General features: G+C 62.4%; 24 protein-coding genes, 2 pseudogenes and 1 other annotated feature. Of the genes and pseudogenes, 20 read left to right on the top strand and 6 right to left on the bottom strand.

Annotated elements, in window-relative coordinates; all coding sequences use genetic code 11:
* The first annotated feature begins 12 nt into the window (after positions 1-12).
* The 4 genes from N7L95_RS12985 to N7L95_RS12970 all read left to right on the top strand — a co-directional run bounded on the left by N7L95_RS12985 (position 13) and on the right by N7L95_RS12970 (position 4,852).
* Positions 13-555, top strand: coding sequence for a chemotaxis protein CheW (locus N7L95_RS12985; protein ID WP_301255669.1), 543 nt, complete (start codon positions 13-15; stop codon positions 553-555).
* A 59-nt stretch (positions 556-614) separates the two neighbouring features.
* Positions 615-2,561: a HAMP domain-containing methyl-accepting chemotaxis protein gene (locus N7L95_RS12980; protein ID WP_301255668.1), complete on the top strand. Its 1,947-nt coding sequence runs from the start codon at positions 615-617 to the stop codon at positions 2,559-2,561.
* Positions 2,562-2,581: 20 nt separating this feature from the next.
* Positions 2,582-3,385, top strand: a complete 804-nt coding sequence (locus tag N7L95_RS12975) for a CheR family methyltransferase (protein ID WP_301255667.1) — start codon at positions 2,582-2,584, stop codon at positions 3,383-3,385.
* A gap of 241 nt (positions 3,386-3,626) precedes the next feature.
* Positions 3,627-4,852, top strand: a protein-coding gene (locus N7L95_RS12970) for an IS3 family transposase (protein WP_301255666.1) whose coding sequence is annotated in 2 segments (ribosomal slippage) — positions 3,627-3,915 and positions 3,915-4,852 — 1,227 coding nt in all. Because the reading frame shifts where the segments join, the coding sequence is not laid out codon by codon here.
* Positions 3,905-4,021: a sequence feature (AL1L pseudoknot), on the top strand. (Overlaps the previous gene by 117 nt.)
* A gap of 150 nt (positions 4,853-5,002) precedes the next feature.
* Here the strand turns inward: N7L95_RS12970 and N7L95_RS12965 are convergent.
* Positions 5,003-7,603: an ATP-binding protein gene (locus tag N7L95_RS12965; RefSeq protein WP_301255665.1), complete on the bottom strand. Its 2,601-nt coding sequence runs from the start codon at positions 7,601-7,603 to the stop codon at positions 5,003-5,005.
* A 534-nt stretch (positions 7,604-8,137) separates the two neighbouring features.
* Here N7L95_RS12965 and N7L95_RS12960 point away from each other — a divergent pair.
* The 5 genes and pseudogenes from N7L95_RS12960 to N7L95_RS12940 all read left to right on the top strand — a co-directional run.
* Positions 8,138-8,419 (top strand): hypothetical protein, encoded by a 282-nt coding sequence (locus tag N7L95_RS12960; RefSeq protein WP_301255664.1) that lies wholly within the window; start codon positions 8,138-8,140, stop codon positions 8,417-8,419.
* A gap of 310 nt (positions 8,420-8,729) precedes the next feature.
* Complete coding sequence (locus N7L95_RS12955; RefSeq protein WP_301255663.1) at positions 8,730-9,113, top strand: transposase; 384 nt, start codon at positions 8,730-8,732, stop codon at positions 9,111-9,113.
* Entirely contained in the window at positions 9,113-9,460 is a 348-nt protein-coding gene (gene tnpB, locus N7L95_RS12950; RefSeq protein ID WP_301255662.1) for an IS66 family insertion sequence element accessory protein TnpB, read from the top strand. Before N7L95_RS12955 ends, tnpB begins: the two co-directional genes overlap by 1 nt.
* 57 nt (positions 9,461-9,517) lie before the next feature.
* Entirely contained in the window at positions 9,518-11,071 is a 1,554-nt protein-coding gene (tnpC, locus tag N7L95_RS12945) for an IS66 family transposase (protein WP_435870018.1), read from the top strand.
* 283 nt (positions 11,072-11,354) lie between these two features.
* Positions 11,355-11,649, top strand: a pseudogene (locus N7L95_RS12940) (DDE-type integrase/transposase/recombinase); the annotation flags it as partial.
* Positions 11,650-11,684: 35 nt separating this feature from the next.
* On the opposite strand, the gene N7L95_RS12935 reads toward N7L95_RS12940, so the two are convergent.
* Positions 11,685-12,755 (bottom strand): IS481 family transposase, encoded by a 1,071-nt coding sequence (locus tag N7L95_RS12935; protein ID WP_301255661.1) that lies wholly within the window; start codon positions 12,753-12,755, stop codon positions 11,685-11,687.
* A gap of 785 nt (positions 12,756-13,540) precedes the next feature.
* Between N7L95_RS12935 and infA the strand changes: the two genes are divergently transcribed.
* The 4 genes from infA (at position 13,541) to N7L95_RS12915 (ending at position 15,143) form a co-directional block, all read left to right on the top strand.
* On the top strand, positions 13,541-13,804 hold the full coding sequence (infA, locus tag N7L95_RS12930; protein ID WP_301255660.1) for a translation initiation factor IF-1: 264 nt from the start codon (positions 13,541-13,543) through the stop codon (positions 13,802-13,804).
* A 113-nt stretch (positions 13,805-13,917) separates the two neighbouring features.
* Positions 13,918-14,127, top strand: coding sequence for a transcription antiterminator/RNA stability regulator CspE (gene cspE, locus N7L95_RS12925; protein ID WP_301255659.1), 210 nt, complete (start codon positions 13,918-13,920; stop codon positions 14,125-14,127).
* Positions 14,128-14,166: 39 nt separating this feature from the next.
* On the top strand, positions 14,167-14,442 hold the full coding sequence (locus N7L95_RS12920; protein WP_301255657.1) for a hypothetical protein: 276 nt from the start codon (positions 14,167-14,169) through the stop codon (positions 14,440-14,442).
* A 458-nt stretch (positions 14,443-14,900) separates the two neighbouring features.
* Positions 14,901-15,143 (top strand): hypothetical protein, encoded by a 243-nt coding sequence (locus tag N7L95_RS12915; RefSeq protein ID WP_301255656.1) that lies wholly within the window; start codon positions 14,901-14,903, stop codon positions 15,141-15,143.
* Between the two features lie 365 nt (positions 15,144-15,508).
* On the opposite strand, the gene N7L95_RS12910 is transcribed toward N7L95_RS12915, so the two are convergent.
* The 4 genes and pseudogenes from N7L95_RS12910 to N7L95_RS12895 all read right to left on the bottom strand — a co-directional run bounded on the left by N7L95_RS12910 (position 15,509) and on the right by N7L95_RS12895 (position 19,006).
* Positions 15,509-16,723, bottom strand: a complete 1,215-nt coding sequence (locus tag N7L95_RS12910; protein WP_301255655.1) for an ATP-binding protein — start codon at positions 16,721-16,723, stop codon at positions 15,509-15,511.
* Positions 16,724-16,828: 105 nt separating this feature from the next.
* Positions 16,829-17,907: pseudogene (locus N7L95_RS12905) on the bottom strand (IS481 family transposase).
* Between the two features lie 37 nt (positions 17,908-17,944).
* The gene (locus N7L95_RS12900) at positions 17,945-18,373 is read right to left on the bottom strand and encodes a hypothetical protein (protein ID WP_301255654.1); all 429 of its coding nucleotides are present in this window, start codon (positions 18,371-18,373) and stop codon (positions 17,945-17,947) included.
* A gap of 27 nt (positions 18,374-18,400) precedes the next feature.
* Positions 18,401-19,006 (bottom strand): response regulator transcription factor, encoded by a 606-nt coding sequence (locus N7L95_RS12895; protein ID WP_301255653.1) that lies wholly within the window; start codon positions 19,004-19,006, stop codon positions 18,401-18,403.
* A 28-nt stretch (positions 19,007-19,034) separates the two neighbouring features.
* On the opposite strand from N7L95_RS12895, the gene N7L95_RS12890 reads away from it, so the two are divergent.
* The 7 genes from N7L95_RS12890 to N7L95_RS12860 all read left to right on the top strand — a co-directional run bounded on the left by N7L95_RS12890 (position 19,035) and on the right by N7L95_RS12860 (position 25,519).
* Entirely contained in the window at positions 19,035-19,730 is a 696-nt protein-coding gene (locus tag N7L95_RS12890; RefSeq protein WP_301255652.1) for a cupin domain-containing protein, read from the top strand.
* Positions 19,731-20,176: 446 nt separating this feature from the next.
* Positions 20,177-20,632: a response regulator gene (locus tag N7L95_RS12885; RefSeq protein WP_301255651.1), complete on the top strand. Its 456-nt coding sequence runs from the start codon at positions 20,177-20,179 to the stop codon at positions 20,630-20,632.
* A gap of 79 nt (positions 20,633-20,711) precedes the next feature.
* The gene (locus N7L95_RS12880) at positions 20,712-21,662 is read left to right on the top strand and encodes an IS481 family transposase (protein WP_301255650.1); all 951 of its coding nucleotides are present in this window, start codon (positions 20,712-20,714) and stop codon (positions 21,660-21,662) included.
* Between the two features lie 1,159 nt (positions 21,663-22,821).
* Positions 22,822-22,962 (top strand): hypothetical protein, encoded by a 141-nt coding sequence (locus tag N7L95_RS12875; protein ID WP_301255649.1) that lies wholly within the window; start codon positions 22,822-22,824, stop codon positions 22,960-22,962.
* 1,094 nt (positions 22,963-24,056) lie between these two features.
* Positions 24,057-24,788 carry an ATP-grasp domain-containing protein gene (locus N7L95_RS12870; RefSeq protein WP_301255648.1) on the top strand — a complete coding sequence of 244 codons (732 nt, stop codon included), beginning with the start codon at positions 24,057-24,059 and terminating at the stop codon, positions 24,786-24,788.
* A 45-nt stretch (positions 24,789-24,833) separates the two neighbouring features.
* Positions 24,834-25,058, top strand: coding sequence for a hypothetical protein (locus N7L95_RS12865; protein ID WP_301255647.1), 225 nt, complete (start codon positions 24,834-24,836; stop codon positions 25,056-25,058).
* Between the two features lie 56 nt (positions 25,059-25,114).
* Complete coding sequence (locus N7L95_RS12860) at positions 25,115-25,519, top strand: hypothetical protein (protein ID WP_301255645.1); 405 nt, start codon at positions 25,115-25,117, stop codon at positions 25,517-25,519.
* Positions 25,520-25,676 lie beyond the last annotated feature (157 nt).

Here is a 25,676-nt window from a genome sequence, read left to right as displayed (position 1 = left end):
AAAGGAGTAATCATGGATACCGCACTCGCCCCGGTGCCCGCCGAGGCAATGGCAGCGCCGTTGTCCTTAGATCCGGCGCAGTACCTCACCTTCATGCTCAATGGCGAAGCGTTTGCCATCGGCATCCTCTCGATCAAGGAGATCATCGAGTACCACGGCCTGACGACAGTGCCAATGATGCCGGGCTGCGTGCGCGGCGTTATCAATCTGCGCGGTGCCGTGGTGCCGGTGATAGACCTGCAGGCGCGCTTTGGCCGCGGCACCTCCCCCGTGACCAAGCGCACCTGCATCGTGATTGTTGAGACGCAGCACGACGATGGGCGCCAAGTCGTCGGTGTCATCGTCGACGTCGTTAATGAGGTGCTGGAGATCGCTCCGGCCGACGTCGAGCCGGCGCCCGCGTTCGGCGCGCGCATCAACACCGAGTACATCGCCGGCATCGGCAAGGTGCGCGGCAAGTTCGTCATCCTGCTGCAGGCCGAGGCGGTGCTGCGCATTGACGACGACAGCTTCGCAGAGGCCACCCCCCGTCACGGCCGGCCCTTCCTGAACTGACTAACCGCTGCCTCGCAGTTCCGCGAGACGCCCCGTATACCTTGTAAGGCAATATTCCCATGTTCAACAATCTCAAAGTCGCGACTCGCCTCGCGATCGGATTCGGGCTCCTGATCGCCCTGCTCGTCACGATGTCGCTCATCGGCATGGCAAAGATGTCCAGCATCCATGACAGCCTGGAACTCGTCGTCGGCGACCGCGTCCCCAAGGTGCTCGATGCCAACGAGATCGCGCGAAACACGATCGACAACGGCCGCTGGATGCGCGCCATCTTGCTGGCGGCCAACGAGTCGGAGGTCGACGGCCTGAAGAAGCGCATCGATGCCAACTTGACGGAGAACAACGAGCGGCTGGCCAACTTGGAGCGTATGGTCAGCAGCGACGAGGGGCGGGCCCTGCTGAAAGAAGTCACCGTACGTCGACAGGCGCTGGCTTTGAAGTACGACCCGTTCTACGTTCACGCCAAGGCCGACCGTGTGAAAGCCGCCGAGTACATGCGCAACGAGGTGTGGCCCGCGAACAATGCGCTGGAAGAATCGCTGCAGGCACTGGTGAAGCTGCAGCAGAACAACATGACGGCCGACTCTCAGGCGGCCACCGAAGCATACAAGCAAGCCACGCTGCTGATCATCGCGATTGGCGTGGCGGCGCTGCTGATCGGCGTCACGGCAGCTTGGGTCATTACACGCAGCCTGCTGCGGGTGCTCGGGGGGGAGCCGGCCTATGCGGCAGAGGTGCTACGCGCGGTGGCGGACGGCAAGATCGACGTCGAAGTAAAGACCGCCACTACTAACGACGACAGCATGCTGGCGGCAGTGAAGGCGATGGTCCAGCGTCTGCTGACGGTGATCGAGGGCCAGCGCCGTGCCATCGAAGCGGCCAACCACGGCGACTTCAGCGTCCGGGTGGACACGCAAGGCCTCAAGGGCTTCCAGCATGAGATGGGCAATGGCGTGAACCGACTGATGTCCACCGTGGGCGACAGCCTGAACGACGTACGCCGCGTGATGGGTGCGATGGCCGAGGGCGACCTGACGCAGACGATCGACAAGGACTACGAAGGCGCCTTTGGTGAGATGAGGCGCCACGTGAACGACACGGTAGCCCGGCTGTCGCAGGTCGTGACCGATGTGACGGGCAGCGCTGAGGCGCTGGCAGGTGCCTCCGAAGAGGTGAGCGCGACCGCGCAATCGCTGTCACAGGCGACCAGCGAGCAGGCAGCTGGCGTGGAGGAGACCAGCGCCTCGATTGAACAGATGACGGCCAGCATCGCCCAGAACACCGAAAACGCAAAGATCACCGACGGAATGGCAACCAAGGCTGCCAGCGAGGCGGGCGAAGGTGGCGACGCGGTCAAGGCCACCGTGCAGGCGATGAAGCAGATCGCGCAGAAGATCGGCATCATTGATGACATCGCCTACCAGACCAATCTGCTGGCCCTGAACGCGGCGATCGAGGCCGCCCGCGCTGGCGAGCATGGCAAGGGCTTCGCAGTCGTGGCCGCAGAAGTGCGCAAGCTCGCCGAGCGCAGTCAGGTGGCCGCCCAGGAGATCGGCACCGTGGCTTCCAGCAGTGTGGAACTGGCAGAGAAGGCCGGCCACCTGCTCGACGAGATCGTGCCGAACATCCGTAAGACCAGCGATTTGGTGCAGGAGATCACCGCTGCTTCCCAGGAGCAGAGCTCGGGTGTCAGCCAGATCAACGCCGCCGTGAGCCAGCTGAGTCTGACCACGCAGCAGAACGCGTCCAGCTCCGAGGAACTGGCCGCTACAGCGGAGGAGATGAGCAGCCAGGCCCAACAGCTGCAACAGACGATGGCGTTCTTCCGTGTCGGCAGCCCGGCTATTGCCGGCAGGAGCGGGCCGGCGCTCAGCAAGCCGATCCAATCGGGAGCGATCAAGCGCAAAGCGCAACCGCCAGTGTCGCCGCCGGCTGCGCAAGTGCGTGCACGGGCAGGCATGAACGGCCATGCGGTCCCTGACGAGGCGTCGTTCGCGAGCTTCTGAGCCGCGACTGGAGGCATGGCGTGTATCCCACTCTGAGCGACAGCGAGTTCGACTGTTTCCGGCGCTTCATCCTTAACGCGGCCGGCATCCATATGTCCGCTGCAAAGAAGCAGCTGGTGGCTGGTCGGCTGGGCAAGCGGCTGAAAGCACGGGGCCTGTCCAGCTTCGGTGCCTACTATGAGGTGCTGCAGTGCGGCCAGGACCGGCAGGAAGTGCAGACCGCAGTCGACCTGCTCACGACTAACGAGACCTACTTCTTCAGGGAGCCGCGTCACTTCCAGCTGCTGCGGCAGCTGGCGCAGGACGCCGCCGCAGCCTCACGACCACTGACGGTCTGGAGCGCGGCCAGCTCCACTGGCGAAGAAGCCTACAGCATTGCGATGGTGCTCGCCGACCTGATGCCCTCGCTGCCTTGGTCGGTGATGGGCAGCGACATCAGCCAGCGTGTGCTGGACCGGGCGCGAACCGGGCACTACGACCTACAGCGTGCACGCCAGACGCCCCCCGAATACCTGCGGCGCTTCTGTCTGCGGGGCCACGGAGAGCAGGAGGGGACGCTGCTGGTCCGGCGCGAGTTGCGCCAGCGGGTTCAGTTTCAGCAAATCAACTTGAATGAACCCTTGCCCTCGCTCGGCAGCTTTGATTTGGTGTTCCTGCGCAACGTGATGATCTATTTCAACGGAGATACCAAGCGCCAGGTGGTCCAGCGCGTGACCTCGGCGTTGGCATCGGGCGGCCACCTGTGCATCGGGCACTCGGAGAGCATTAGTGACCTCGCGACCGGTCTCACGCTGCTGGCGCCGTCGATCTACCGCAAGCCATGACGCGGCGATGTAACTTCAAGCCAACGACGTGGTATTGCAGCCAGGACGGTGGTGCATCGGCAAGACGTCGGCTCATGTGTGGACGCTGCTTGGTTCCTGCGAAGCGTTGACCGCATGGCACCCGCGCAGTATTGGACTGCTCCCGGTCCGGTAGACAAGCCTGACCTATCCTTTGAGCATAGGAGGCAGACTGAATCGCCCCAGGATTTGTGGAGGCTCCAACTCTTGAGAAGATGGAGCCATGAAAAAGTCGAACAAGTTCTCACCTGAGGTTCGCGAGCGCGCGGTGCGGATGGTGCATGAAGCACGCGGGGAGTACCCGTCGCTGTGGCGCGCAGTCGAATCGATCGCGCCGAAGATCGGCTGCGTGCCGCAGACGCTGCTGGATTGGGTCAAGCAGTCAGAGGTAGATGCCGGTACGGGCGCGGGCACTACGACAGCGGAGGCGCAGCACGTGAGGGAGCTGGAGCGCGAGGTCAAGGAGCTGCGCCGGGCCAACGAGATCCTGAAGCTGGCCAGCGCGTTTTTCGCCCAGGCGGAGCTCGACCGCCGCACGAAGTCTTGAAGGCGTTCGTCGATGCGCATCGGAGTGACTTCGGGGTTGAGCCGATCTGCCACCTGCTGCAGATCGCCCCGTCGGGTTACCGACGCCATGCGGCGCGCCGGCGCGAGCCGGGCCGCTGGTGCGCACGCATGCAGCGCGATGCGCAGTTGATGCCGGAGATCGAACAGGTCTGGCAATCCAACCGGCAGGTCTACGGTGCGGATAAGGTCTGGCGCCAGCTCGGCCGGCAAGGCACGAAGGTGGCGCGCTGCACCGTCGAGCGCCTGATGCGCAGGCTGGGTCTTCGCGGCGTGATCCGAGGCAAGGGCATTCGCACGACGGTGCCCGATGCCAAGGCGCCGTGCCCGCTGGATAAGGTCAACAGGGTATTCCGGGCAGATCGGCCGAACCAACTTTGGGTGAGCGACTTCACCTACGTGTCGACTTGGCAGGGCTTCGCCTACGTCGCCTTCGTCGTCGATGTCTCCGCACGGCGCATCGTGGGCTGGCGCGTGAACCACTCGATGCGCACCGACTTCGTCCTGGATGCGCTGGAGCAGGCGTTGTACGCCCGCCAGCCCGAAGCCGAAGAGGGGCTGATCTGCCACTCGGACAGGGGCTCGCAATACGTCAGCATCCGCTACACCGAGCGGCTTGCCGAGGCGGGAATCGAGCCCTCGGTTGGCAGCAAGGGCGACAGCTATGACAACGCCCTGGCCGAGACCATCAACGGGCTGCACAAGGCCGAGGTGATCCATCGGCGCAGTTGGAAGACCCGCGAAGCCGTTGAGCTTGCCACGCTCGAATGGGTCGCCTGGTTCAACCATCATCGATTGATGGCACCGCTGGGCTACATTCCGCCGGCCGAGGCCGAGGCAAACTACCACCGCCAACTCGCCGAGCGATCGGCCGCGACGGCGTGACCACTTAAACCAACCAGCCTCCACTAAAGCCGGGGCGGTTCACCTTCGCGGTCAGCCGATGAGGGATCGCAGTGATCGGAAACGGACGAGCGCGCTGGAGCATCGGCCCCTACTGCCTACACCCAAGGTGGGACACAGACATCGAGACGTCTACGGCTCTGACGCCATGGAGCAATCGCGTTGAACGAAATCGAGCACCAACTGCGGCGGCACTGGCTTGACCAAGTGGAGATCGAAGCCGGCAGCCTCGCTGCGAATTCGATCAACCTCTTGTCCATAGCCTGTCAGAGCAACAAAGCGGCATGCGGCAAGGTCCCGGTACTCGCGCATCCGGGCTGCTAGCGTATAACCGTCCATCGCAGGAAGACCGATGTCAAGGATTGCAACCTCGGGCGTGAACGACTCGATATGCCGCAATCCCTCCGCGGGGTCATGCGCGATCCGAACATCGTGGCCGTACGCGCGCAGCAAATGCCCGAGCGATTCGGCCGCGTCTACATTGTCGTCCACCAGCAGGACGCGCAGACCGCAGGAGCCAGACGGCTGGACGAGCATTTCACTATCCGGACGGTCCTCCTTCGCGCTATCAGGCACCTCTCCGAAGGCAATAGGTAACCGAATCGTGAACTCACTCCCGTGTCCCGGCCCCTCACTTTGTGCGGAAACAGTGCCGCCATGCAGCAGCACGAAACTCTTCACCAACGCCAAGCCAATGCCCAGTCCCCCTTCAACGCGAGCGATGTCTCGAGCGCCCTGAAAGAAGATGTCAAAGATGCGCGGCAACATCTCCGCCGAAATGCCTTGCCCATTGTCTTTGACGCTGATGACCACGGACTCGTCGCTCGAACGGCTTGCACTCAGGCGGATATCGCCTCCAACGTCCGTATAGCGGGCAGCATTGGTCATGAGGTTGGACACCACCTGGGCCAGCCGTACTGAATCGCCTTGGACATACAACCGGTCGTCGATGCTCACCGACAGGCGGTGGCCGCGTTGCTCCAGCAGCGGGCTGGACATCTCAACGGCCTTGTTCAGCACGTCCGAGATACGCACCCGCTCTTGCTTCAGCTCAATTTTCCCCCGCGCAACTTTTGATATATCGAGGAGATCGTCGACTAGCCGGACAAGATGATCGAGCTGGCGCTGAATGATCGCCTGCTCCCGGCTCGTGCCGGTGTCGCCGCGCATGCGCATCAGCTGAAGCGCAGTGACGATAGGAGAGAGAGGGTTGCGCAGCTCGTGACCAAGCATGGCCAGGAATTCATCCTTTGCGCGACTGGCTTCCTGCAACTCCGCAAGCAGCCGCTCACGCTCTGCATAGGCGCGTTCAAGCCGCCGTCGATTGCCCACCTGCTCGGTGACATCGACGGCGATCAGGATCACGCCATCCACCGTCCCGTCGTCCGCTCGGAGTGGCTCTAGATTGAACTTGAAGAACCGCTCCTCGCCGGTGCCCCGTTCAAGGAGGTACTCCTCCGCTGAGAACCGCTCGCCGGTCACGTACACCCGATGCAGCTCCCGCCCAAGGTCTGACCGGTCCCATTGCGGCAGTGCCTCCGCCAGCGTCTTGCCAACAAGGTCATCGCATCCCACCATTTCGCAATAACGCTCGTTCGCCAAGCCGAACACGTGCTCGGCGCCAACAAGCAGCGCGGCAGCCACCGGCGCATGGGTCAGCACCCTTCTCAGCCGTGCTTCGGCTTCTTGGCGCGCGACGCGGTCGGTGGCATCACGTGTGAAGCACCGGGTATAGGCCAGCTTCCCGTCCTCGAAGCAGGCATTGGAATGGATCAACACCTGCTTGATGCTGCCGTCTTTGCAACGCAATCGAGCCGGTTGGTCGCGCAGCGTGCCCCCGGCGTTGAGTGTCGCAAGGATCGAATTCAGCACATCGGGGTCGACATGGAATTTGGAGAGGTGGTGACCCACGTACTCGTCGCGGTGGTATCCCAGCATCTCGAGTTCCGCACGGTTTGCCCACAGTATCGTCCCGTCGCCGGCGACACGGTGCAGCCCCTCAGCTGCGTTCTCGACGAAGTCGGCCAGTTCCTTTTCACGGTGGTGCAACGCCTTCTCTGCTGCCTGGCGTCGGGCGACCTCGATTTCCAGTGCGTTCGCCCTTTGTTGCCACATTGCGACGAGGCGATGCAAATCTGCCGGTTCCCGGGTCAGCGAAAGCTGTTCGCTGGCGCAAACATGATGGTGGGCACCACACACTTTTTGGAAGGCGACGATGTGGTCGGCATCATTGAAAAGGCGGAACGGGTAGGCACAAAAGAGGTGAAATTCATACTTTTTCACCAGGGCATTCCAGAGCTCCTCAAGACGGATGGCCGCCTGGAAATTCCCTTGTGCGCAGAGGAGGGCCACCATTTCCCCAAAGGCGTGCACTGGTGCGCCTATCGCCGCGGCCCGTGCAACGCAGGCGCCGACGCTTTCAAGGAACCGCGCTTCGTCTGGCCACCCTTGCTGCATGAAACGATTCAATGTGGCTTGGGCATCGAGGGCAAGCCATTGCCCCGGACCGAGCTGGTCCGGACCCGTGGCGCACCTGAAGACGCTGAGCCGCCTTTGCAGCACAGTCAAATGCTCTTCAGCCGCGATGACAATCCCCACGCCTCCGGCACACAGCGCGCTTTCAAGGAATTCGCCCACCTCCTCGAGCAAGAATGCGTCTTCGTCATAAAAGCGGACGAAGTGGCCAGTGCGTGAGGTTTCGGGCGCGCGCGGTCGACTGGATGTCTGAAGCATCTGGGCTCCGGGTGATGATGAGAACAGCGCTTGGATACCAGCGAGGAACGCGGGAGGGTGCTACGGTCTCGAGCCAAGTCAGCCTCGAGTGCCTTGTGACGCATGCCCTTTCACTCTCTGTGAGAGTCATTCTAAGTCAGGCATGCTTTCGGCATTGAAGCTGGTCCATACTTTGTTGCTCCGCGAAGGCCGCATTGAAGGCATTTGCGCTCGCACCTATAGCATTCCACTCCGAATCGGAGGGTTGATCGTTGGGAATCTCCTCTCCAACTATCGACCGTATCGCATGGACGAGGTACGCAGCTCGCACACGTATTCTCGAGTTGCAAGTTGAAACGGCGGCTCGGCCTGAGGGGAACGCGCCGACTCCAGCAGAGGACCCGCCGAAACTTGGCCCAACACCGAGGCCAGGCGCCAGGTTGCCCGCGGAATGTGGAAGTGGCCACGCTGCAAGGGCAGCGCCGATGCCGATGGAACGAAACACAGGATCAACACCGCGACGGGGTACCATCGCGCGCTTACCCGGGAGTAGCAGTGAAGAAGGACTTTGCAGGCATCGAACTTTCGGCTTCTGAATTCAGCCAACTGAGCCTTCTTTGCCAGTCGGACCCAAAGTTTCCCCAGACGTACCTTGAGTGGCTCACACTCGTGGAAGAAGGCCGCCTCTTAGCGCTGGGGGTGGGGCTAGTCGCTTCGCCCTTCCGCATGGACGTTGCGAATTTCGGGGCCTGGTGCAGCCTGGTTGGAATCGTGCCGTGCTTAGAAGCGCTGCGGGCCTATGCAATCATTGGCCGAAAACAGCAGATGAAGGATTAAGAGCGGCTAACAAAACTCAGCGCAGCGGTTCTGGCTAGGCGCGCCGCCGCAGACAGTACGACCGGTACGGCAAGGCGGCGCAACGACGCCAGAAGAGTTTTGTTAGCCGCTCTAAGCGTGAACTCGCTGTGCCCGGGCTGCCTAGCGTGAAGGAGGATGCGGTTCCTCGCGTTGCCCCGGATTTCCTTGAAGTGGGCGAACAGGTCCTTGCTGCCGTGGTCCGGTAGGCGTTCCGCCATTCCATCTTGAACGTATGCGTCCGGTCTGGGCACATTGATCCATGTCCCGAGGGCGTTGGATAGTTCCCACTATGGACATAGTGGACGCTAACAAGAGTGGCAAGAGTGCAGCCAGCACGCCTCGTAAGCGACGCCCGCATGCTGAGGAATTCAAGCAGACGGTGGTCGATGCTTGTCGGGTACCGGGCGCCTCGCTTTCGGGCGTCGCGCTCAAGTACGGCGTCAACGCGAACCTGGCGCGGCGCTGGTGCAAGGAGCGACCCGAGGGCAGGCAGGCGCTGCCACCGGCGCTACTACCGGTGAGCGTCTGCGATCGGGCACTGAGCCCGACGGTCGCTCCGACAGCTTCGCCCATCGAGATCGGGATCCAGAGCGTCCGCATCATCGTGCCGGCTCACGTCGACGCCGGCACGCTGCGCGAGGTGCTGAAGGCCGTAAGCGAGGTCCATGGCTGATGCTGGGCCTGCCGCCGAGCACGCGGGTGTGGATCGCGGCCGGCCACACCGACATGCGCAAGGGCTTCGACGGCCTGGCGGCCCTGGTGCAGACCGCGCTGGCCAACAACCCGTACTCCGGCCACGTGATTGTCTTCCGCGGCAAGCGCGGCGACATGCTCAAGGTGCTGTGGTTCGATGGCCAGGGCCTGCTGCTGTTGAGCAAGCGCCTGGAGCGTGGCCGCTTCGTCTGGCCGCAGGCCACCTCGGGTGCCGTATCGCTCACCCCAGCACAGCTGTCGATGCTCCTGGAAGGCATCGACTGGCGGATGCCCGTACGGACCTGGCAGCCGGAGATGGCGGTGTGAGGTAACCGGCGGTCAACGCGGTTGCGAGCGGACCGGGCCGTTGGCACAGTACAGCCCGTGGCCGCGATCTCCGTCGAAGACTACGAAGCGCTCAAGGACCGCCTCGCGCAACGCGAGCGTGAGCTGCTGCTGGAGCGTCTGCTGGTCGAGAAGCTCAAGCTGGAGGTCGCCCGGCTCAAGCGCGACAAGTTCGGCGCGAGTTCCGAGCGCCTGGAGCACATCGAGCAGCTGGAGTTGCTGGTCGAAGACCTCGAGACCCGGTGCAGCGCCCTGCCGGACGGCGAGGCGCAGAACACGGCGGCGTCCACACCTGCGCATCATCCCCCTGCACGCAAGCCGCTGCCGCCGCACTTGCCACGCGAGACGGTACGTCATGAGCCGGCGTGCAACTGCAGCGAGTGCGGCGGCAAGCTTCGCTACGTCGGCGAGGATGTGGCCGAGGTGCTGGAGCTGGTGCGGCAGCGCTTCAAGGTCGTGCGGCATGTGCGGCCGAAGTACTCGTGCCCGCGGTGCCAGACCCTGATCCAGATGCCGGCGCCGAGTCGCCCGATCGCGCGTGGCCTGGCGGGCTCGAACCTGCTGGCACACGTGCTGGTCAGCAAGTTCGCCGACCACCTGCCCCTGTACCGCCAGAGCGAGCTCTACGCCCGCGAGGGGGTGGAGCTGGAGCGCTCGACGCTGGCCGACTGGGTGGGTGGTGCCTCGCGCCTGCTGGAGCCCTTGATGGACGCGCTGCAGCAGTACGTGCTCAGCGCCGAGAAGCTGCACGCCGACGACACACCGGTGGCGGTGCTCGCGCCCGGCAAGGGACGCACGAAGACCGGGCGGCTGTGGGCGTACGTGCGAGACGAGCGGCCGATGGGCAGCCAGGCGCCGCCGGCGGTGTGGTTCCAGTATTCGCCCGACCGCAAGGGCGAGCGGCCACAGGAACACCTGAAGCGGTTCACCGGCATCTTGCAGGCCGACGGCTATACGGGCTTCGAGGCGCTGTACGAGCAAGGCCGGGTGGTCGAGGCAGCCTGCTGGGCGCATGCCCGGCGCAAGTTCTTCGAGCTGAACCAGGCGACGAAGTCGCCGCAGGCCCACGAGGCGTTGCAGCGCATCGCCGAGTTATACGAGATCGAGCGGCACGTTCGCGGCCGGCCGCCCGACGAGCGGTGGCGGGTGAGGCAGGACCAGGCGGTGCCGAAGCTACAGGCACTGCGAAGGTGGATGGACAGCGTGCTGGCGGCCACCTCGTCGAAGTCCGAACTCGCCCGGGCCATTCGCTACTCGCTGGGCCGCTGGCCTGCGCTCGTGCGCTACGCCGAGGACGGGCGCGTAGAAATCGACAACAACGCCGCCGAACGCGAGATCCGGGCGGTGGCCCTTGGCAGGAAGAACTGGTTGTTCGCCGGATCTGATGCAGGAGGCGAGCGGTCGGCAACGTTTTATTGTCTCATCGGAACGGCCAAGCTGAATGGCCTGGACCCGCAGGCGTACCTGGCGCATGTGCTGGAACACATCGGCGAACATCGCGTGGATCGAGTGGATCGAGTGGCGGACTTGCTGCCGTGGAACGTGGTGAGCCGGCTGATCCGCGGCGGTACCGAGGAACTACAGGCAGCCTGATGTCAAGGTGTCGACCGGCGACGCTTACCAAGGATCCACGCATTGCCCAGCTTATCGAAGAATGGCAATTCGAGTACAACTGGCGCCGTTCGCATGGGAGTCTGAAGGGCCGAACACCGGCTGAACGGGTTGGCGAACTGGCAGCAAAGACGCCCCTACATGAAGAGGTCGCTGCTCTATACGACTGCTCCAAGGAACGCCTTCGCTACAGCGCTTGGAAGACCGACCAAATCGTTGCCGGGTCGCCCTCTGCCCGCTCAAAGCGGAGCGACCAAGCAGGGGGTGGCGTCAAGCCAAAAAAGTGAAACGATGTCTGCGAATCCCACAGCTCATGCGCCGCTTGAGCCTGCAGGGCGTGCGCCGCGGCAAGGCAGTGCGCACGCACCGTCAGCGATTCCAAGGCACCGTGCCCGCTCGACCGGGTCAGTGGCGTCTTTAAGGCCGAACGACCCAACCAGCTCTGGGTCTCGGACTTCACCTTCACCTACGTCAGCACCTGGCGAGCCTGGCTGTACGTGGCCTTCGTGGTTGACGTGTACGCACGGCGCATCGTGGGTTGGCGCGTGAGCAGCACGATGTGTCCTAGTCGAGACTTGATCTGACAGACAAGCCGTCAAGCGACGGCCGTATCGGCGTGAGGTGTCTGCTTGATCTGATCCAGCTGTTTATCGTACGCCAGCGTTGCACTCTCGATAAAGGTCTGCAGCGGCGTCTTACCGTAGCAGTACTTGCCCGAGTGCGTCCGCTCGGCGTTGTAGCTCTGCATCCACTCGTCAACGTCCACCTGCAGTTCGTCCAGCGAGTTGTACAGCTTGCGCCGGAAGGCGCTGGCGTAGAACTCGTTCTGGATGGTCTGATGGAAGCGCTCGCAGATCCCGTTGGTCTGAGGCCTCTTCGTGCGCGTGCGCGTGTGCTCGATGTTCTCCAGGTCCAGATACAGCGCGAACTCGTGCGTCTCCCGGTTGCCGCAGTACTCGCTGCCACGGTCGGTCAGGATGCGCAGCAGCGGCACCCCGTGTTCCTCGAAGAACGGCAGCACCCGGTCGTTGAGCATATCCGCCGCCGTGATCGCATGCTTGCGGTCGTAGAGTTTGACGAACGCGAGCTTGCTGTACGTGTCGATGAAGGTCTGCTGGTAGATGCGCCCTACGCCTTTGAGATTGCCCACGTAGTAGGTGTCCTGCGAGCCGAGGTAGCCCGGGTGCTCTGTCTCGATCTCGCCGTGCGCTTCCTTCTCCTGCTTGGCCTTCTCCAGCGCACGGACCTGATCCTCTGTGAGAATCACGCCCTCCTGCGCCACCTTGGCCGACAGCGCCTTCAGGCGCAGTTGGAAGGTCTGCAAGTCATGGCGCAGCCAGATCGTGCGCACGCCGGCGGGTGATACGCTGATGGCGCGCTTTCTCAACTCGTTGGCAACGCGCACCTGGCCGTATGCCGGCTGCTCCAGCGCGAAGTCGATCACCGCTCGCTCGATGATGGGGTCCGCCCGGTTCTTCAGGTTGGGCTTCTTGCGGGAGATCTCTGCGAGCGCCGTTTCTCCGCCCGTCTCGTACAGTTCCTTGAAGCGGTAGAAGCTGTCTCGGCTGAAACCCAGCACCTTGCATGCTTCTGATACGCTGCCCAGCGTCTGCGCCAGCTTCAATAGCCCGATCTTGTTGCGAATGATCTTCTGATCTTGTGTCATCTGACTTCCTTGAACGCCCTGTCGGGCAAGGGTAATGTCAGATCAAGTCGTAGCTATGACAGCTGACGGTGCTAGGGCGTGACAGGAGTGCAGTCTGCTTATCACACGCATTTCGCCGGGCAACCCTGCGAGGTCCTCAGTTCACGCGCTCTGCGTCTTCGGTCTGTCCAAAAATCATTACGGCCCACCCGGCGACGGTGATCCGCGCAGGACGCCTGCAAGTAGTGGAGCGGACGTGTTGGTCGCGCAGCTGCGCTTCCGCATTGCTTGGCGCCGTGGTGCCGAATAAGGCGCCTCGTCGCGTATGGAAGCAGCAGCTTGACAGGATGGTTGGTTTTACGTCATACTAGATCCACCAAAATTCAGCGCCCAACCGGTCTCGGTTGGGCTTTCTCATTGGGCCCTTTCTCGCGTTGGCGGGGACTTCCGGGCCATAGCGCCTGTGCCAAGCGGTCTGTCTGTCCCGACCGTTTTGGGTCCAGTTTGATTCTTCCCCGCCCTCTGTTCTCCGGAATGTGAGACGACTTGCGGCGCGTGGCACACGCAGAGTTGCCGTGCCGGCGGGGACTTACCCATGTGTCGAATGGAGTGGTTGCCACACCGTCTTGGAGCAGCAAGGACGGTGGGTCGACGACCAGGAGCCGGTGGCGCCCCTAGCGGGACCCACTGCCGGTGACTGTCGTGGCGCCTCGAGCGTCCTCCTCGCACAGCCTCTTGCCATGTGGACGAGCCATTGCGGCCTGTTTCGCATCGCCCCTCCACATCCTGACCCGAGGAGACTCACCATGGCCAAAGAAGAACTGATCGAAATGCAGGGCCTCGTCAACGAGATCCTGCCGGACTCCCGCTTCCGAGTGACGCTGGAGAACGGTCATCAGCTGATCGCTTACAGCGCCGGCAAGATGCGCAAGCACCACATCCGCATCCTGGCCGGCGACAACGTGTCGCTGGAGCTGTCGCCCTACGACCTGTCGAAGGGACGCATCACGTTCCGACACCTCGAGCGCCGGGGGCCGCCGGGCGCCTCGTCGCGACAAGCGCGCCGCTGATGATCAGTTTGCGCGCAACGTCCCCTGAATACAGCTTGCTTCTCGAGAAGCTACTGAACATCACCAGCGCAAGCTGGAGCATTCTTTCAACCCATCCATCAAGGAAAAACGATATGGCCACCGAAACCGGTACTGTGAAATGGTTCAACGAAGGCAAGGGCTTCGGCTTCATTGCCCCTGACAACGGCGGCAAGGACCTGTTCGCCCACTTCAAGGAAATCCAGGGCAACGGCTTCAAGACGCTGCTGGAGAACCAGCGCGTGGAGTTCGAAGTCACTGAAGGGCAGAAGGGCCCGCAGGCTTCGCGCATTCGTGCGCTCTGACTTGCAGGGAGTCCTGCTGCGCCTTTGCCGGCCTAGCCGATGAAGGACCTGCAGGAAGCGACCGAGCGGATTTGTGAACTCAAGGGTTCACTCATCGCGCTCGACGCCCTGATGACGGCGGTGCTGCACACGCTATCTACCGACATGCGAAGTGCAGTGCTGGAGCGCTTTGCGGTCCATGCCGAGGTGGCGAGAACCGTGCTGTTGCACGACGCCATCTCGGAGCACACCATTGCGGCGTTCGAGCATGACGTGGGCCGATTCATCGCAATCGGACATGCGCCATGTGAGCCGGGTGGAATCAAGAAGAAGTAGCCGTCGTGAGAGTTCCGCTGTAGCGCCCAACCGGTCTCGGTTGGGCGTTTTCGTTTGGGCCTTTCCCGCGCCAATGCGGGCTTGCGGACCGGTCTGCCTGTGCCACGGGTCCGTTACTTTGGTCCACTTTTTGGCCCAATTCGATTCTGTCCTGCTCTCTCTTCTCTGAAATGGAGGCCACCGGACCGGGAGCAGTTCAAGGATAGGTCAGGCTTGTCTACCGGACCGGGAGCAGTTCAACGAGAGCTGATCGCTAATAGAGTGTGCGAGATCAGAGGGGCGCGATAATAAGAGATCTGGACCTAGACGACTTGCTTGGCAACCGGCATCCGGACGCTACTTTCCATGATGCAAAAATGGCGTCACTAACCGTAGACTTGTCGACCAATTCGATAAGTTTCGACTTCCTGATCCCATGCGGCTCCGCAACCGGGAACGAGCTGTCATATGAGAGAGGCGTGCTGACATTCCACCATATCCTCTTCTACTATGTAGGGCCGAGCGTCTACCATAGCAGTTCGAACGACAGGGCAGCACTATGGATCGCATCAATCGGGTCGGTTTCTGAACTCCCCACTGAGGTGCGCTCTGCACTGCCCGAGGAATTGCCGCAGGGTCCGATCAGCCACTACTTCTATTCGCTTACTACAAATAGCTTCATTGTTGTGGTGGCCTCGAGCGCCGCATTCGACTGGCAGTGACGGGAACGAGCGCCACCTCGATGGCCACGGCTTCTTGCCTCGTTTGGCCCAGCACGTTGAGCCTCCCTGCAGCGCCGGCCGTTCGCACGGCGCGTCGTGCATGAAGTGAAGTCCAAGACGCAGCCTTGGTTGACATACTCGCCGGAGTCCAGCCGCACAGGGTCACGTTGCGGCACGCGCTTTTTCGTGCGCTGCGGCAGGGTCAACCCCATCTCACAATACGCCCGCCAGACCCTCTTGTGGTTTCTCACTCGCCCGCTGGTAGCACTTTCAGAAGCCGAATAGCTGCGGCCAGCAAGTATGTCAACGCCCAAGCCAAGCCGAGTGAGATGTGCGACCGAGGGCACCTTTGGCACACGCCGAGTTCAAGATTCCTGTACCGGTTGATTCACGACTGATGTCGGGAGGCAGACGCGTATCGCTGTTCCTCGGCCAACTGTTGATGTGACTCTGATCTCGGCGCCGATCAAATCGAGCAGACGCTTGACAATGGATAGGCCGAGGCCGTAGCCCCCGCCGACTGGCGTGGCAGCGACATGCCCGCCGACTTGATAGAACGCGCTGAAGATGCGCTGCTGAGCAGTGGCAGGAATACCCACGCCGTTATCAGCCACGATGAGTTCAACGCCTGCCGATCGCCGTCGCGCTGCAACCCGGACCTTGCTTGAGGTGAACTTGATCGCGTTGGAGATCAGATTCTCCATGATGCGATAGAGCAGTTTCTCATCGGTGGCCACCTGCAGCGCGGTGTAGCGAAACTTCAAGTCAATTTTTCGGGTAGTGGCTGCATCTTCAAACTGAAGCTCCAGTCCTTGAAACATGTCCTGCAGCGAGAAGCTCTGGACAGTGGCTTGTACCGTGATCGTCTCGAGCCGAGTGATCTCCAGGAAGTTGGCGAGATACCGTTGCAGGTCGCCGATTGCGGACTTCACCTTCGGTACGATGACGTGGAAGTCTTTGGCACTGTTCTGCGTGAGCGCGTTGACGAACAACTGCATGCCGTGCAAACGCTGGCGGAAATCGTGGCTCGCCTCGTTGAAGAACTGAGTTTTGATACGCAGCTGATTCTGCGACTCTGCTCTCAGCTGCTCAAGCATTTCGTTTTGAGCCTGGATCTTCACCACGAGACCGTGCGTCAAGAACCAAACGAGCGCACACACCGCCAACGTCAACATAACCAGAATGAGGCCCAGGTTGCGTGCGAGCTGGTTGAATGACTGGAAGGCCTCATCCTCCGGATAGACCGCAGCCAACAGCCAGGTGGTGCTGGGAATGCGCTTGAAGGTGCAGATCGCGCTGCGGCCGTCGTGCTCTATCGACGTGCCGGTGCCTTCGAAGCCCGCGAGCGCCCTCTCGAAGATGGGGTTCCCACCGAGGGGATAGGCCCGCTCCAGCAAGTGGCTGCGATCGGGATGCATCACCAATCGCCCATCGCCAGTCACGATATACATGAAGCCCGTCCTTCCAATTGCCGTTCTGGCGATCGGTCCGAGCAGCTGGGGATGGGAAAGGCCGAAACTGCCGGCATTGATGGCGATGATCTTGCTGCGGTCCCTTGAAAACACGGGCGTTGCAAACATGATCACTACGTTCCGATCCGCCTTCGTCGTCACGAAGGGCTCAGAGATCACCGGCCCCCGTGTGCTGATCTGTCCTAGTCGAGACTTGATCTGACAGACAAGCCGTCAAGCGACGGCCGTATCGGCGTGAGGTGTCTGCTTGATCTGATCCAGCTGTTTATCGTACGCCAGCGTTGCACTCTCGATAAAGGTCTGCAGCGGCGTCTTACCGTAGCAGTACTTGCCCGAGTGCGTCCGCTCGGCGTTGTAGCTCTGCATCCACTCGTCAACGTCCACCTGCAGTTCGTCCAGCGAGTTGTACAGCTTGCGCCGGAAGGCGCTGGCGTAGAACTCGTTCTGGATGGTCTGATGGAAGCGCTCGCAGATCCCGTTGGTCTGAGGCCTCTTCGTGCGCGTGCGCGTGTGCTCGATGTTCTCCAGGTCCAGATACAGCGCGAACTCGTGCGTCTCCCGGTTGCCGCAGTACTCGCTGCCACGGTCGGTCAGGATGCGCAGCAGCGGCACCCCGTGTTCCTCGAAGAACGGCAGCACCCGGTCGTTGAGCATATCCGCCGCCGTGATCGCATGCTTGCGGTCGTAGAGTTTGACGAACGCGAGCTTGCTGTACGTGTCGATGAAGGTCTGCTGGTAGATGCGCCCTACGCCTTTGAGATTGTCCACGTAGTAGGTGTCCTGCGAGCCGAGGTAGCCCGGGTGCTCGGTCTCGATCTCGCCGTCTCGCCGTGCGCTTCCTTCTCCTGCTTGGCCTTCTCCAGCGCACGGACCTGATCCTCTGTGAGAATCACGCCCTCCTGCGCCACCTTGGCCGACAGCGCCTTCAGGCGCAGTTGGAAGGTCTGCAAGTCATGGCGCAGCCAGATCGTGCGCACGCCGGCGGGTGATACGCTGATGGCGCGCTTTCTCAACTCGTTGGCAACGCGCACCTGGCCGTATGCCGGCTGCTCCAGCGCGAAGTCGATCACCGCTCGCTCGATGATGGGGTCCGCCCGGTTCTTCAGGTTGGGCTTCTTGCGGGAGATCTCTGCGAGCGCCGTTTCTCCGCCCGTCTCGTACAGTTCCTTGAAGCGGTAGAAGCTGTCTCGGCTGAAACCCAGCACCTTGCATGCTTCTGATACGCTGCCCAGCGTCTGCGCCAGCTTCAATAGCCCGATCTTGTTGCGAATGATCTTCTGATCTTGTGTCATCTGACTTCCTTGAACGCCCTGTCGGGCAAGGGTAATGTCAGATCAAGTCGTAGCTATGACAGCTGATCGCGTCCCGGTTGTACTGTCGCCAGCTGAAGTCTTGACCGCGCCTCCCCGGCAGAAAGGGCCGCTCGGCGATGATCCGGCCCTCGGGCGAAAACAGGAAGACGCTCCGCTCGAAGATCGCGTTCAGTCCCGCGTTCGTGTCCAAGTACCGTTGTGCTGCATCACTCGATGCGACGTCGAGTTCGGTCACGGCAAGCGCACTGAGCGACAGCGCATTCTTGAGCGTCACCAGCTGCTGGCCCAGGTTTTCCGCCATGCTGGTGGTGAAGCTCGCTTGTTCCTTGTGCAGCGTCTGCTCTAGGTTGCTGCGGAACAGGCGCAACTGCAGGGTCGTGATGAGCAAGGCCATCATCGCCAGGGCGACTGCCGATATCGCCGCGACCTTGTTGGACAAACCCAAGCCGCGGAGCCTTGGAAGCAGGCCCACCTACACCCCGTGCTGCTCGATGTAACCCAGCTGCATACCCAGTGCGACGGCATGAGTCCTATCGTGGGCGCGGAGGGCTCGTATCAGGGCGGACACATGGTTGTCCACCGTACCAGAGGAGATGTTGAGCCGACGAGCCACGTCCTTCGTTGAGCAACCGGCCGAGAGCAAGTTGAGGATCTCGATCTGTCGGCGTGTGAGATGACTTTGCTGAGCTTCAGTCGTCTGCGTCTCGAAGCACAACCGGCCGTCGAGAATCTTCGCAATGGTCCCGCTGAATTCCTCGACGCTCGCTGTTTTGAGCACGTAGCCAAGAAATCCCATCCCCCGGATTTCCTCTCGCCACTGTGAATTCTCGTAGGCTGTGATGATTGCAGTGCGAGGGGCCAGTCCTTTACGATGAACATGGCGCACGAGAGATAGTCCATTCGCGCCAGGTATTCCGATGTCTAGCAAGACACGGAACCAGCAGTCCTCGGTCAAGAGCGCAGCGGTGGCCTGGTCGGCATCCCTGCAGATTTCAACCCGATCCACCATCCCGGCGAACAACGACCGCGTCGCTTCAGCGACCAGCGGATGGTCCTCGATGATCAGGATGACCTTCATGCTTCGCCTCCCAAGACGTGCGACTTCCATGCTGATGCATTGCGTGGCCTGCACTGGACTCTTCTCGACCGCTGCAGTGTCCGAAGACCATCCAGAAACCGATGCCGTAGTGGCGATCGACGAAGAGCCGAGCCATCACCTTGTGTTGTGGACAAGGGCACTCAGGGTGTTTGACGTGTCTTTCCTGCCAGGGGCTGTGTCCCTGTGGCACCGGCACGAGAAGGACAGCGTCCTTCTGTGCCTGGACGGCGCCGACGTTCCTTCAGAGGAGCCAGGGAAGCCGCTCGAAGTCCGCCCCCCGATACCGGCAGGGCGAATCTATTACAAGCCCTACGAGCAGAAGCCGTATGTCCACAGAATCCGCAATGTTGATAGAACCGCGTTCAGGATTCTGGACATCGAAGTGCTCGCGCGCCCACGTCCCAACGCGGTCAGTCTGGACCCGCTCGACGAAGCTTGGCAGGTGCTCATCGACAACGATCGTGTCCGTGTCTCGAAGATCTTGCTCAAATCGCGCACAGCCACTGCACCCGTCCGGTTCAAGGGCGCTCGCCTCTTCGTGGCCTTGACCGAGGGTGTCTACGCGATCGAGTCCAGCACCCGGAGTGCGCAAAGACTCAAGGTCGGGCGCGGAGACCTTCGCGCCGTGGACGAGGACGGGATCGAAACCGTCCGGAATCTGGCTGCATCGGAGCTGGAACTGGCCGTTGTCGAGGTGAAGTGACACGCGACATATCGCTCAGCCGTCTGTCGCCGCTGTTCACAGCCTCACCGCGGTGGAGCGTGGCACCTGCTGCGGCCACCGCTGCTGAACGAACGCCACCTCAGCGCGGAGCAACGCGCCTCGTGTCCTGCGGGGCACAGCTGCCGCCCCTTCCTTTGTGTGCGGTGCATCCGCAAGTGGCCCTTGCGTAGGGGCCGCGCCGTCGCGCCTCGTCTCGATCGTCATGTGGCTTCCATCCCGGCGCGCGGCCACGTCCCTGCCCTTGGCAGTGCGATCTTCTCTAGCGAGAAGCGACAGGAGCCGCGCTAGAGGCTCTGCTGATGCCGCGGTGGCACCTGCCTATCAGTGCAGGCGCGGGCGCATCCGTGAGAATCGGCATATTTCCATCATGCGCGTGTCAAGTCACCATGTCGGTCCCTGTCGCCCACAGAAATTGGGAGTGGTGAATGCCGCAAGCCAAAGAAGAGGAAGTCGCGCCCGGCGAATTGGTGGTGCTGGTTGTCGACGACAACATCGATGCTGCCATGTCGCTTGGCTGTTTGCTGGAACTGCTCGGATGCGAGACCGCCGTCGCGTACGACGGTCCTACTGCAATCCAGGTGGCGGCCGTGGCGCACCCACACCTCGCAATCATCGATCTGGACCTGCCCGGCTTTGACGGGTGTGAAGTGATAAGACGTTTGAGGGCCAACGGCTGGATCGGGCCCGGTGCCCGTATCTGCCTGACAGGGCGCGGTGGACCGGAGGACCGGACACGATGCACTGAGGCGGGCTTTGACGAGTTCTGGTCCAAGCCGTTGGAGCTGTCAGATTTGCACCGTGCGCTGGCCTCTTCCCGCGAGGCCGTGCGAGGGCGCCTGGAACAGCAGCAAGGCCGCGGTCTAGGTGTGAAGCTTCAATAGGTTGTATCTGTGGTTCACCCGGACTGAGTCTGGGAGACTGGAAGTCGCCAAACACCCAGCACTTCCAGGAAACAGCCGGATGAACACCCATAAGAATGCCCGACTTGCGTTCGCCCGTCGTCTCGAAATGGTTCTTGACATGACCGATCGGGGCCTCAAGCCAGCAGAAGCGGCGTTGCGCCACGGCGTCACACCGCCCACGGCGCGCAAGTGGCTGGGGCGCTACCTGGCAGAGGGACAGGCCGCGTTGGGCGATGCGTCTTCCAGACCCAAGCACTCGCCTCGCGCGATCGAGCCCGGCAAGGCGTTGCTCATCGTCGAGTTGCGGCGGCGCCGGATGATCCAGTCAAGAATCGCCAACACCGTGGGAGTGTCGGAGGCGACGGTCAGCCGCGTGCTGGCTCGTGCAGGACTGTCCAAGCTGTCGGACTTGGAGCCGCGAGAGCCGGTGCAGCGCTACGAGCATGCAGAGGCAGGGGACTTGCTGCACATCGACACCAAGAAGCTCGGGCGCATCGAACGGCCCGGCCATCGTGTCACGGGCAACCGCAAGGACTCCGTTGAGGGCGCCGGCTGGGAATTCCTGTTCGTGGCGGTGGATGACCACGCGCGGGTCGCCTTCACCGCCATGCATCCCGACGAGCGCGGGCAAAGCGCTGTGCAGTTCTTGCGCGACGCCGTGGCTTACTACAACCGCCTGGGTGTGACGATCAAGCGCTTGCTGACCGACAACGGCTCGGCATTCCGATCCAAGCCCTTTAGACACGCTTGTCAACAGCTGGGCATCACTCAGAAGTTCACCCGAGCGTACCGCCCGCAAACCAACGGCAAGGCCGAGCGATTCATCCAGTCGGCCCTCCGTGAGTGGGCCTACGGCTGGACCTACCAGAACTCCGAGCAGCGACGCCAGGCGCTTCACCGCTGGCAACACCACTACAACTGGCACCGTCCACATCACGGCATCGGCCGCGTTGCACCCATCTCCCGCCTTCCTCCGCCAAGAAACAACGTCTTGACAGTTCACATCTAGGCAGGCCCGGATTCAGAGCGCCGGGGCAGCGAAACCCAGCATTCACGTGCTGACGCTGCCCTTCGGCAGGCGGCAACCCGGTCCGGCCCTTCCCGCAAATGGCCCCGCAGATGCAGCGGCTGCTTGCAGGCCACAATGTGAGGCGCGGACGGCCAGTCCTGAGCGGGTTCCGCATTTGTGACCCACGGCAGCTCGGTCTCCTGGCTCAACATGCCGGGAGGCGGCACACACAGCGGTGGAGCCGATGTCAACGATCGCGGTTGGGGGACTGGCGCCTACGGACTACGAGCCGGGAGAAACCCACGCCGTACGGTTCGGCGGACCGGGGTGGGTATGACCGATCGGGGCACCCTTGGTGGCCAATTTGCCCGCAGCCATGCAGTGAACAACGAGGGAAGGGTGGTCGGCACTTCATTCACGGGTGGCGACGCCGAACGCGCGCCCGCCTGTTCGATCGCAGCCGAATGCTCGACCTGAACACGCTTGTCATGCAAGCGGCGCGGGCTGGCTGCTCACGGAGGCCAGCAACATCAACGTTTGCGGCCAGATCGTCAGAACAGGCGGGATCGGCCGCGCCTCGCCTTCGTTCCTGCTGTCGTCGGTGCACAAGGCCGGCACTTTGCTGTTGTGCCCGCCCGGCGCGCTCCTATTGACGCTTCGGAGGCGGCACACGCGCGACTGACGCCGCACACCGGTCGCACAACTCAACCACGGGTTTGTTGACGGAAGCCATGATCAAGGCGGCGTGCGCCGTGGTTCGACGGCCAGGGTCGCCTGCTGTCGAGCCAAGCGGCCGAAACGCGGCCTGCTGGGTCTGGCCGCAGCCCGCCTCAGTCACCGCCTCTCGCACCGGGGCGTCGCTGCCGATGCGGCTGGATGGTATCGGCTGGCGAATGCCAGTACCGAGCCGGCACCGGCCAATGGCGGTTTGAGACCACGGACAGCCGATCCGGGTGCGCTGCAGCCGGCCGTTGACACCGCGCCGCCAGTGGTTGGCCCGCGCCAAACGGTCGCATCGGGGGCCGGCCGTTTTTGCACTTGGGTCGCCTCCCGCTGCAAGGACTGGCATCGACGCCGGGCGGAACTGTTACGCTGCTTGAATCGGGCCTACCGGTCCGGTCCCACCCCAGTGCACATCGGCACATAGAAAGGAACCACCATGCCTAAAGGCCAACAGCGCAGCAACAAGGAAGCGAAAAAGCCGAAGAAGGACGACTCGAACTCGAAGCCGCTTTCCTCGGCAGCCGTGATGCCTTCCATCACCACCGTCGTTCCGGATCGCAGCAAGAAGAAAAAGTGATGTGACGGATCCAAGCACCGAAGACCACCGCCCGGGCGCACCGCTCACCGCGGTGTTGAACTGCACCACCGCCTCTGTGGCGGCTGCCCGGATTCGGTGCTCAGGCCGCCACGCACGATCGGACGGTGGCTTGACCACAGCCGCCGGCCTCGGCCTCAGCCGGAAGGAGGTGGCCAGCAGCGGCATCTGCCGCATGGTGACGGGGCCATCCGCCCCACTCGAACACAGCCCTCCCCACCGCCTCGCGGATCTCCCCGCATTGCCGGCGGATCACCTCGGCCTTGTACCGGACGTTGATGCTCTTGGCCCGCGCCTGATCGTTGCTGTCGGCCGGCGGGCAACGCCGGCCCAGAACGGGCTCCTCCGCCATCCGTGTGGCCTCACTCGATTGGAATTGAAGACCTGAAGGGGCCTCAGCCCGACTTCACATGACCGCACATCCGCCGCCCGAGGTACCGGCGCCGGTGGACCTGACCGTCGCCCTTCCCAGTGCGCCAGGAGGAGGCGGTGGCGGCCCGTATGACGCCGCTGCCCTTGGCGAACCGGCGCAGCTCGGCGACGCTGCAGCCACGGGCATGTGCCAACCATGGGTCGGCGCTTTCGATGTCCCGGCTCTGCAGCGCGGCAAGGACGCCGTGCGCCAGAGCACGTACCCCCTCGGTCACACGGGTTCCAGTTCGCATAGTCTCTGAACCAATCGCTGCCATGCCGCCCGGCTGGCATCGCAACGCCGTGGAGACGGCGCGCCCAGCTGCCGGGCGAACGCTCGCTGCGATGGCCGGGCGTTGGTGAGCACCTGCGATGGCGGCAGCCCGCCGATTCATCATCCTGAACGCCATGGCGCGTCCTAGAACGAGCTTCACATGTGAACATTATCCTGCCTTCGCGCTGAGCTGGCGTTTCCGATTCGGCCGGCGTGTGGCCCCCCAAAACGGGGGGCCGATCCGTACCTCAAGCGCAGGTGGTATGCAGCAAAATGCATATCGTTACAGGTGCCACATCTCCCGTGCTTGGAGCTCGGCGTTGAGCCACGCCCGGCCTGAGGCCACCACGGAAGTGCTTCGAGCCGGACTCCACACGCGCAATTCATTCCGATGCCCACCCTGGTCTTCACCCCTCGCTACACCGCTGATTCCCAAGCACTGTGGAAGGCGGCTGGCCATCTGGGCTGGAAGACAGAACGTCTGACGGCTTGGAAGGTGCCCGAGCATCTGAGGACCCTTCCCGATCCGGTGCTGTACGGTGAGGCGCTATTCGGCCCCGCGCTCGCGGAGCAATTGGGCCTTGTGTTGCTCAATCCGCCTGAGGATTGGTTGGTTCGATTGCCCGAAGAATTCAGGTTGCGCGACATCGTGCTGACCACCCTCGGGACGGCTCGCGCCTCCTTGCACCGTGCCTTTGTCAAGCCGCCGAATGACAAGAGCTTTCCAGCCAGCGTCTACACGGGAAGCGATTTGCCGCGGGAGTATCCGGATGAGATGCCGGTGTTGGTGTCGGAGATCGTGAGGTGGGAGAAGGAGTTTCGCTGCTTCATCCTCGACAGGTCACTGCGAACGTACTCTGTCTATTCCCGCCATGGGGAGCTGCAGCATCACCAAGCCTTCTCCAGTTCTCCGGAAGAGAACCGGGAACTGGAGGACTTCGCCACTCGACTTCTGGCTGATCCCCGAGTCGACCTGCCGCGTGCGGCAGTCGTCGATATAGGAAAGATCGAGGGTCGGGGCTGGGCCTGTGTGGAGCAGAACGCTGCTTGGGGGGCCGGCATCTATGGGTGCGATCCGTCGGCTGTCCTGGAAGTTGTTCAGCACGCCGCCAGCAAGCTTTGAACGGGCGGATCGAATGCCTGTCTTGATGTGTCGTGGAGAGTTCGCATGAGCGACGTCGTGAAATGGAGATTCGGGGGAATTGCCCTGGTCATATACGGCCTGAAGCTGATCTTCTTCGGCGGCAACAAAACAGTGGGGGGCCGCTACATCGAACTCTTCGGGTGGCGGTTCGGCAGCGGGGAGCAAGAGCCGCTCAGCACGTTCGAAGCTTGGTTCTGGGGTGTCGCTCTCATCGCCGCGGGTGTTTTTGTCTACAAGCTTGGGGGCTGATCCGCCAAAGCGGGGAACCCCACTCCATGGTTTGGTCTCATTCGAGAAATAGGACGATGTACACACTGCTCTTTCGCGTACCGCAGGCCAGTTTGAGTACCGAGGCGATGGAACTCGACGTCTTGGAGCAATACGAGAAGCTGGAGATGGATGGCGTTTGCTCCAGCTACTGGCCGCTGCTGGCGACCCAACTTGCTCTGCCGGGAAACGCTGCTTCGACACCGATCGTCTACGAAGAAGAAGACGGGTTGGCCATATTCGAATGGAGCAAGGAATTCATTCAGGCGTATTGCTCTTTGGACAAGCAGGTGCTGGCATCCGCTGTGAACGAGCTCGAGCGCGTCCAGGCCTGCCCAGGTGTCGACTGTGCGCTCGCGCATGACGCCGCGATCGAGCTTCAAGAGTTCTTGGGCAAGACGCTGCGCAGCCAGTTCGCGGTCATTGAGTACGCGACATTCTGACTGGACGAACAGCAAGATGCGCCCTGTGGCCAGCTTGTTGACGAAGATGAAGATCCCGCGATGCACCGGCGCTTCGATGCTGACCGGTCCACGAGCACGCCCAGCGCGGGGACTGTCGTCATTCGCTCTTCAGTGGGTGGCGCCTATGCCAACCGAA

Origin of the sequence: Eleftheria terrae (assembly GCF_030419005.1) — a bacterium.
GTDB classification, from domain to species: Bacteria; Pseudomonadota; Gammaproteobacteria; order Burkholderiales; family Burkholderiaceae_C; genus Caldimonas; species Caldimonas terrae.
Note: the sequence above shows the minus strand (reverse complement) of the source record. Positions and strands in the feature narration are given on the sequence as shown.

Bases quoted from the DNA above. Each gene is read 5' to 3' on its own strand.
- N7L95_RS12985 (WP_301255669.1), top strand. From the start codon at position 13: ATGGATACCGCACTCGCCCCGGTGCCCGCCGAGGCAATGGCAGCGCCG.
- N7L95_RS12980 (WP_301255668.1), top strand. From the start codon at position 615: ATGTTCAACAATCTCAAAGTCGCGACTCGCCTCGCGATCGGATTCGGG.
- N7L95_RS12965 (WP_301255665.1), bottom strand. From the start codon at position 7,603: ATGCTTCAGACATCCAGTCGACCGCGCGCGCCCGAAACCTCACGCACT.
- N7L95_RS12955 (WP_301255663.1), top strand. From the start codon at position 8,730: ATGGACATAGTGGACGCTAACAAGAGTGGCAAGAGTGCAGCCAGCACG.
- tnpB (WP_301255662.1), top strand. From the start codon at position 9,113: ATGCTGGGCCTGCCGCCGAGCACGCGGGTGTGGATCGCGGCCGGCCAC.
- N7L95_RS12935 (WP_301255661.1), bottom strand. From the start codon at position 12,755: ATGACACAAGATCAGAAGATCATTCGCAACAAGATCGGGCTATTGAAG.
- infA (WP_301255660.1), top strand. From the start codon at position 13,541: ATGGCCAAAGAAGAACTGATCGAAATGCAGGGCCTCGTCAACGAGATC.
- cspE (WP_301255659.1), top strand. From the start codon at position 13,918: ATGGCCACCGAAACCGGTACTGTGAAATGGTTCAACGAAGGCAAGGGC.
- N7L95_RS12920 (WP_301255657.1), top strand. From the start codon at position 14,167: ATGAAGGACCTGCAGGAAGCGACCGAGCGGATTTGTGAACTCAAGGGT.
- N7L95_RS12910 (WP_301255655.1), bottom strand. From the start codon at position 16,723: ATGTTTGCAACGCCCGTGTTTTCAAGGGACCGCAGCAAGATCATCGCC.
- N7L95_RS12895 (WP_301255653.1), bottom strand. From the start codon at position 19,006: ATGAAGGTCATCCTGATCATCGAGGACCATCCGCTGGTCGCTGAAGCG.
- N7L95_RS12890 (WP_301255652.1), top strand. From the start codon at position 19,035: ATGCTGATGCATTGCGTGGCCTGCACTGGACTCTTCTCGACCGCTGCA.
- N7L95_RS12885 (WP_301255651.1), top strand. From the start codon at position 20,177: ATGCCGCAAGCCAAAGAAGAGGAAGTCGCGCCCGGCGAATTGGTGGTG.
- N7L95_RS12880 (WP_301255650.1), top strand. From the start codon at position 20,712: ATGAACACCCATAAGAATGCCCGACTTGCGTTCGCCCGTCGTCTCGAA.
- N7L95_RS12875 (WP_301255649.1), top strand. From the start codon at position 22,822: ATGCCTAAAGGCCAACAGCGCAGCAACAAGGAAGCGAAAAAGCCGAAG.
- N7L95_RS12870 (WP_301255648.1), top strand. From the start codon at position 24,057: ATGCCCACCCTGGTCTTCACCCCTCGCTACACCGCTGATTCCCAAGCA.
- N7L95_RS12865 (WP_301255647.1), top strand. From the start codon at position 24,834: ATGAGCGACGTCGTGAAATGGAGATTCGGGGGAATTGCCCTGGTCATA.
- N7L95_RS12860 (WP_301255645.1), top strand. From the start codon at position 25,115: ATGTACACACTGCTCTTTCGCGTACCGCAGGCCAGTTTGAGTACCGAG.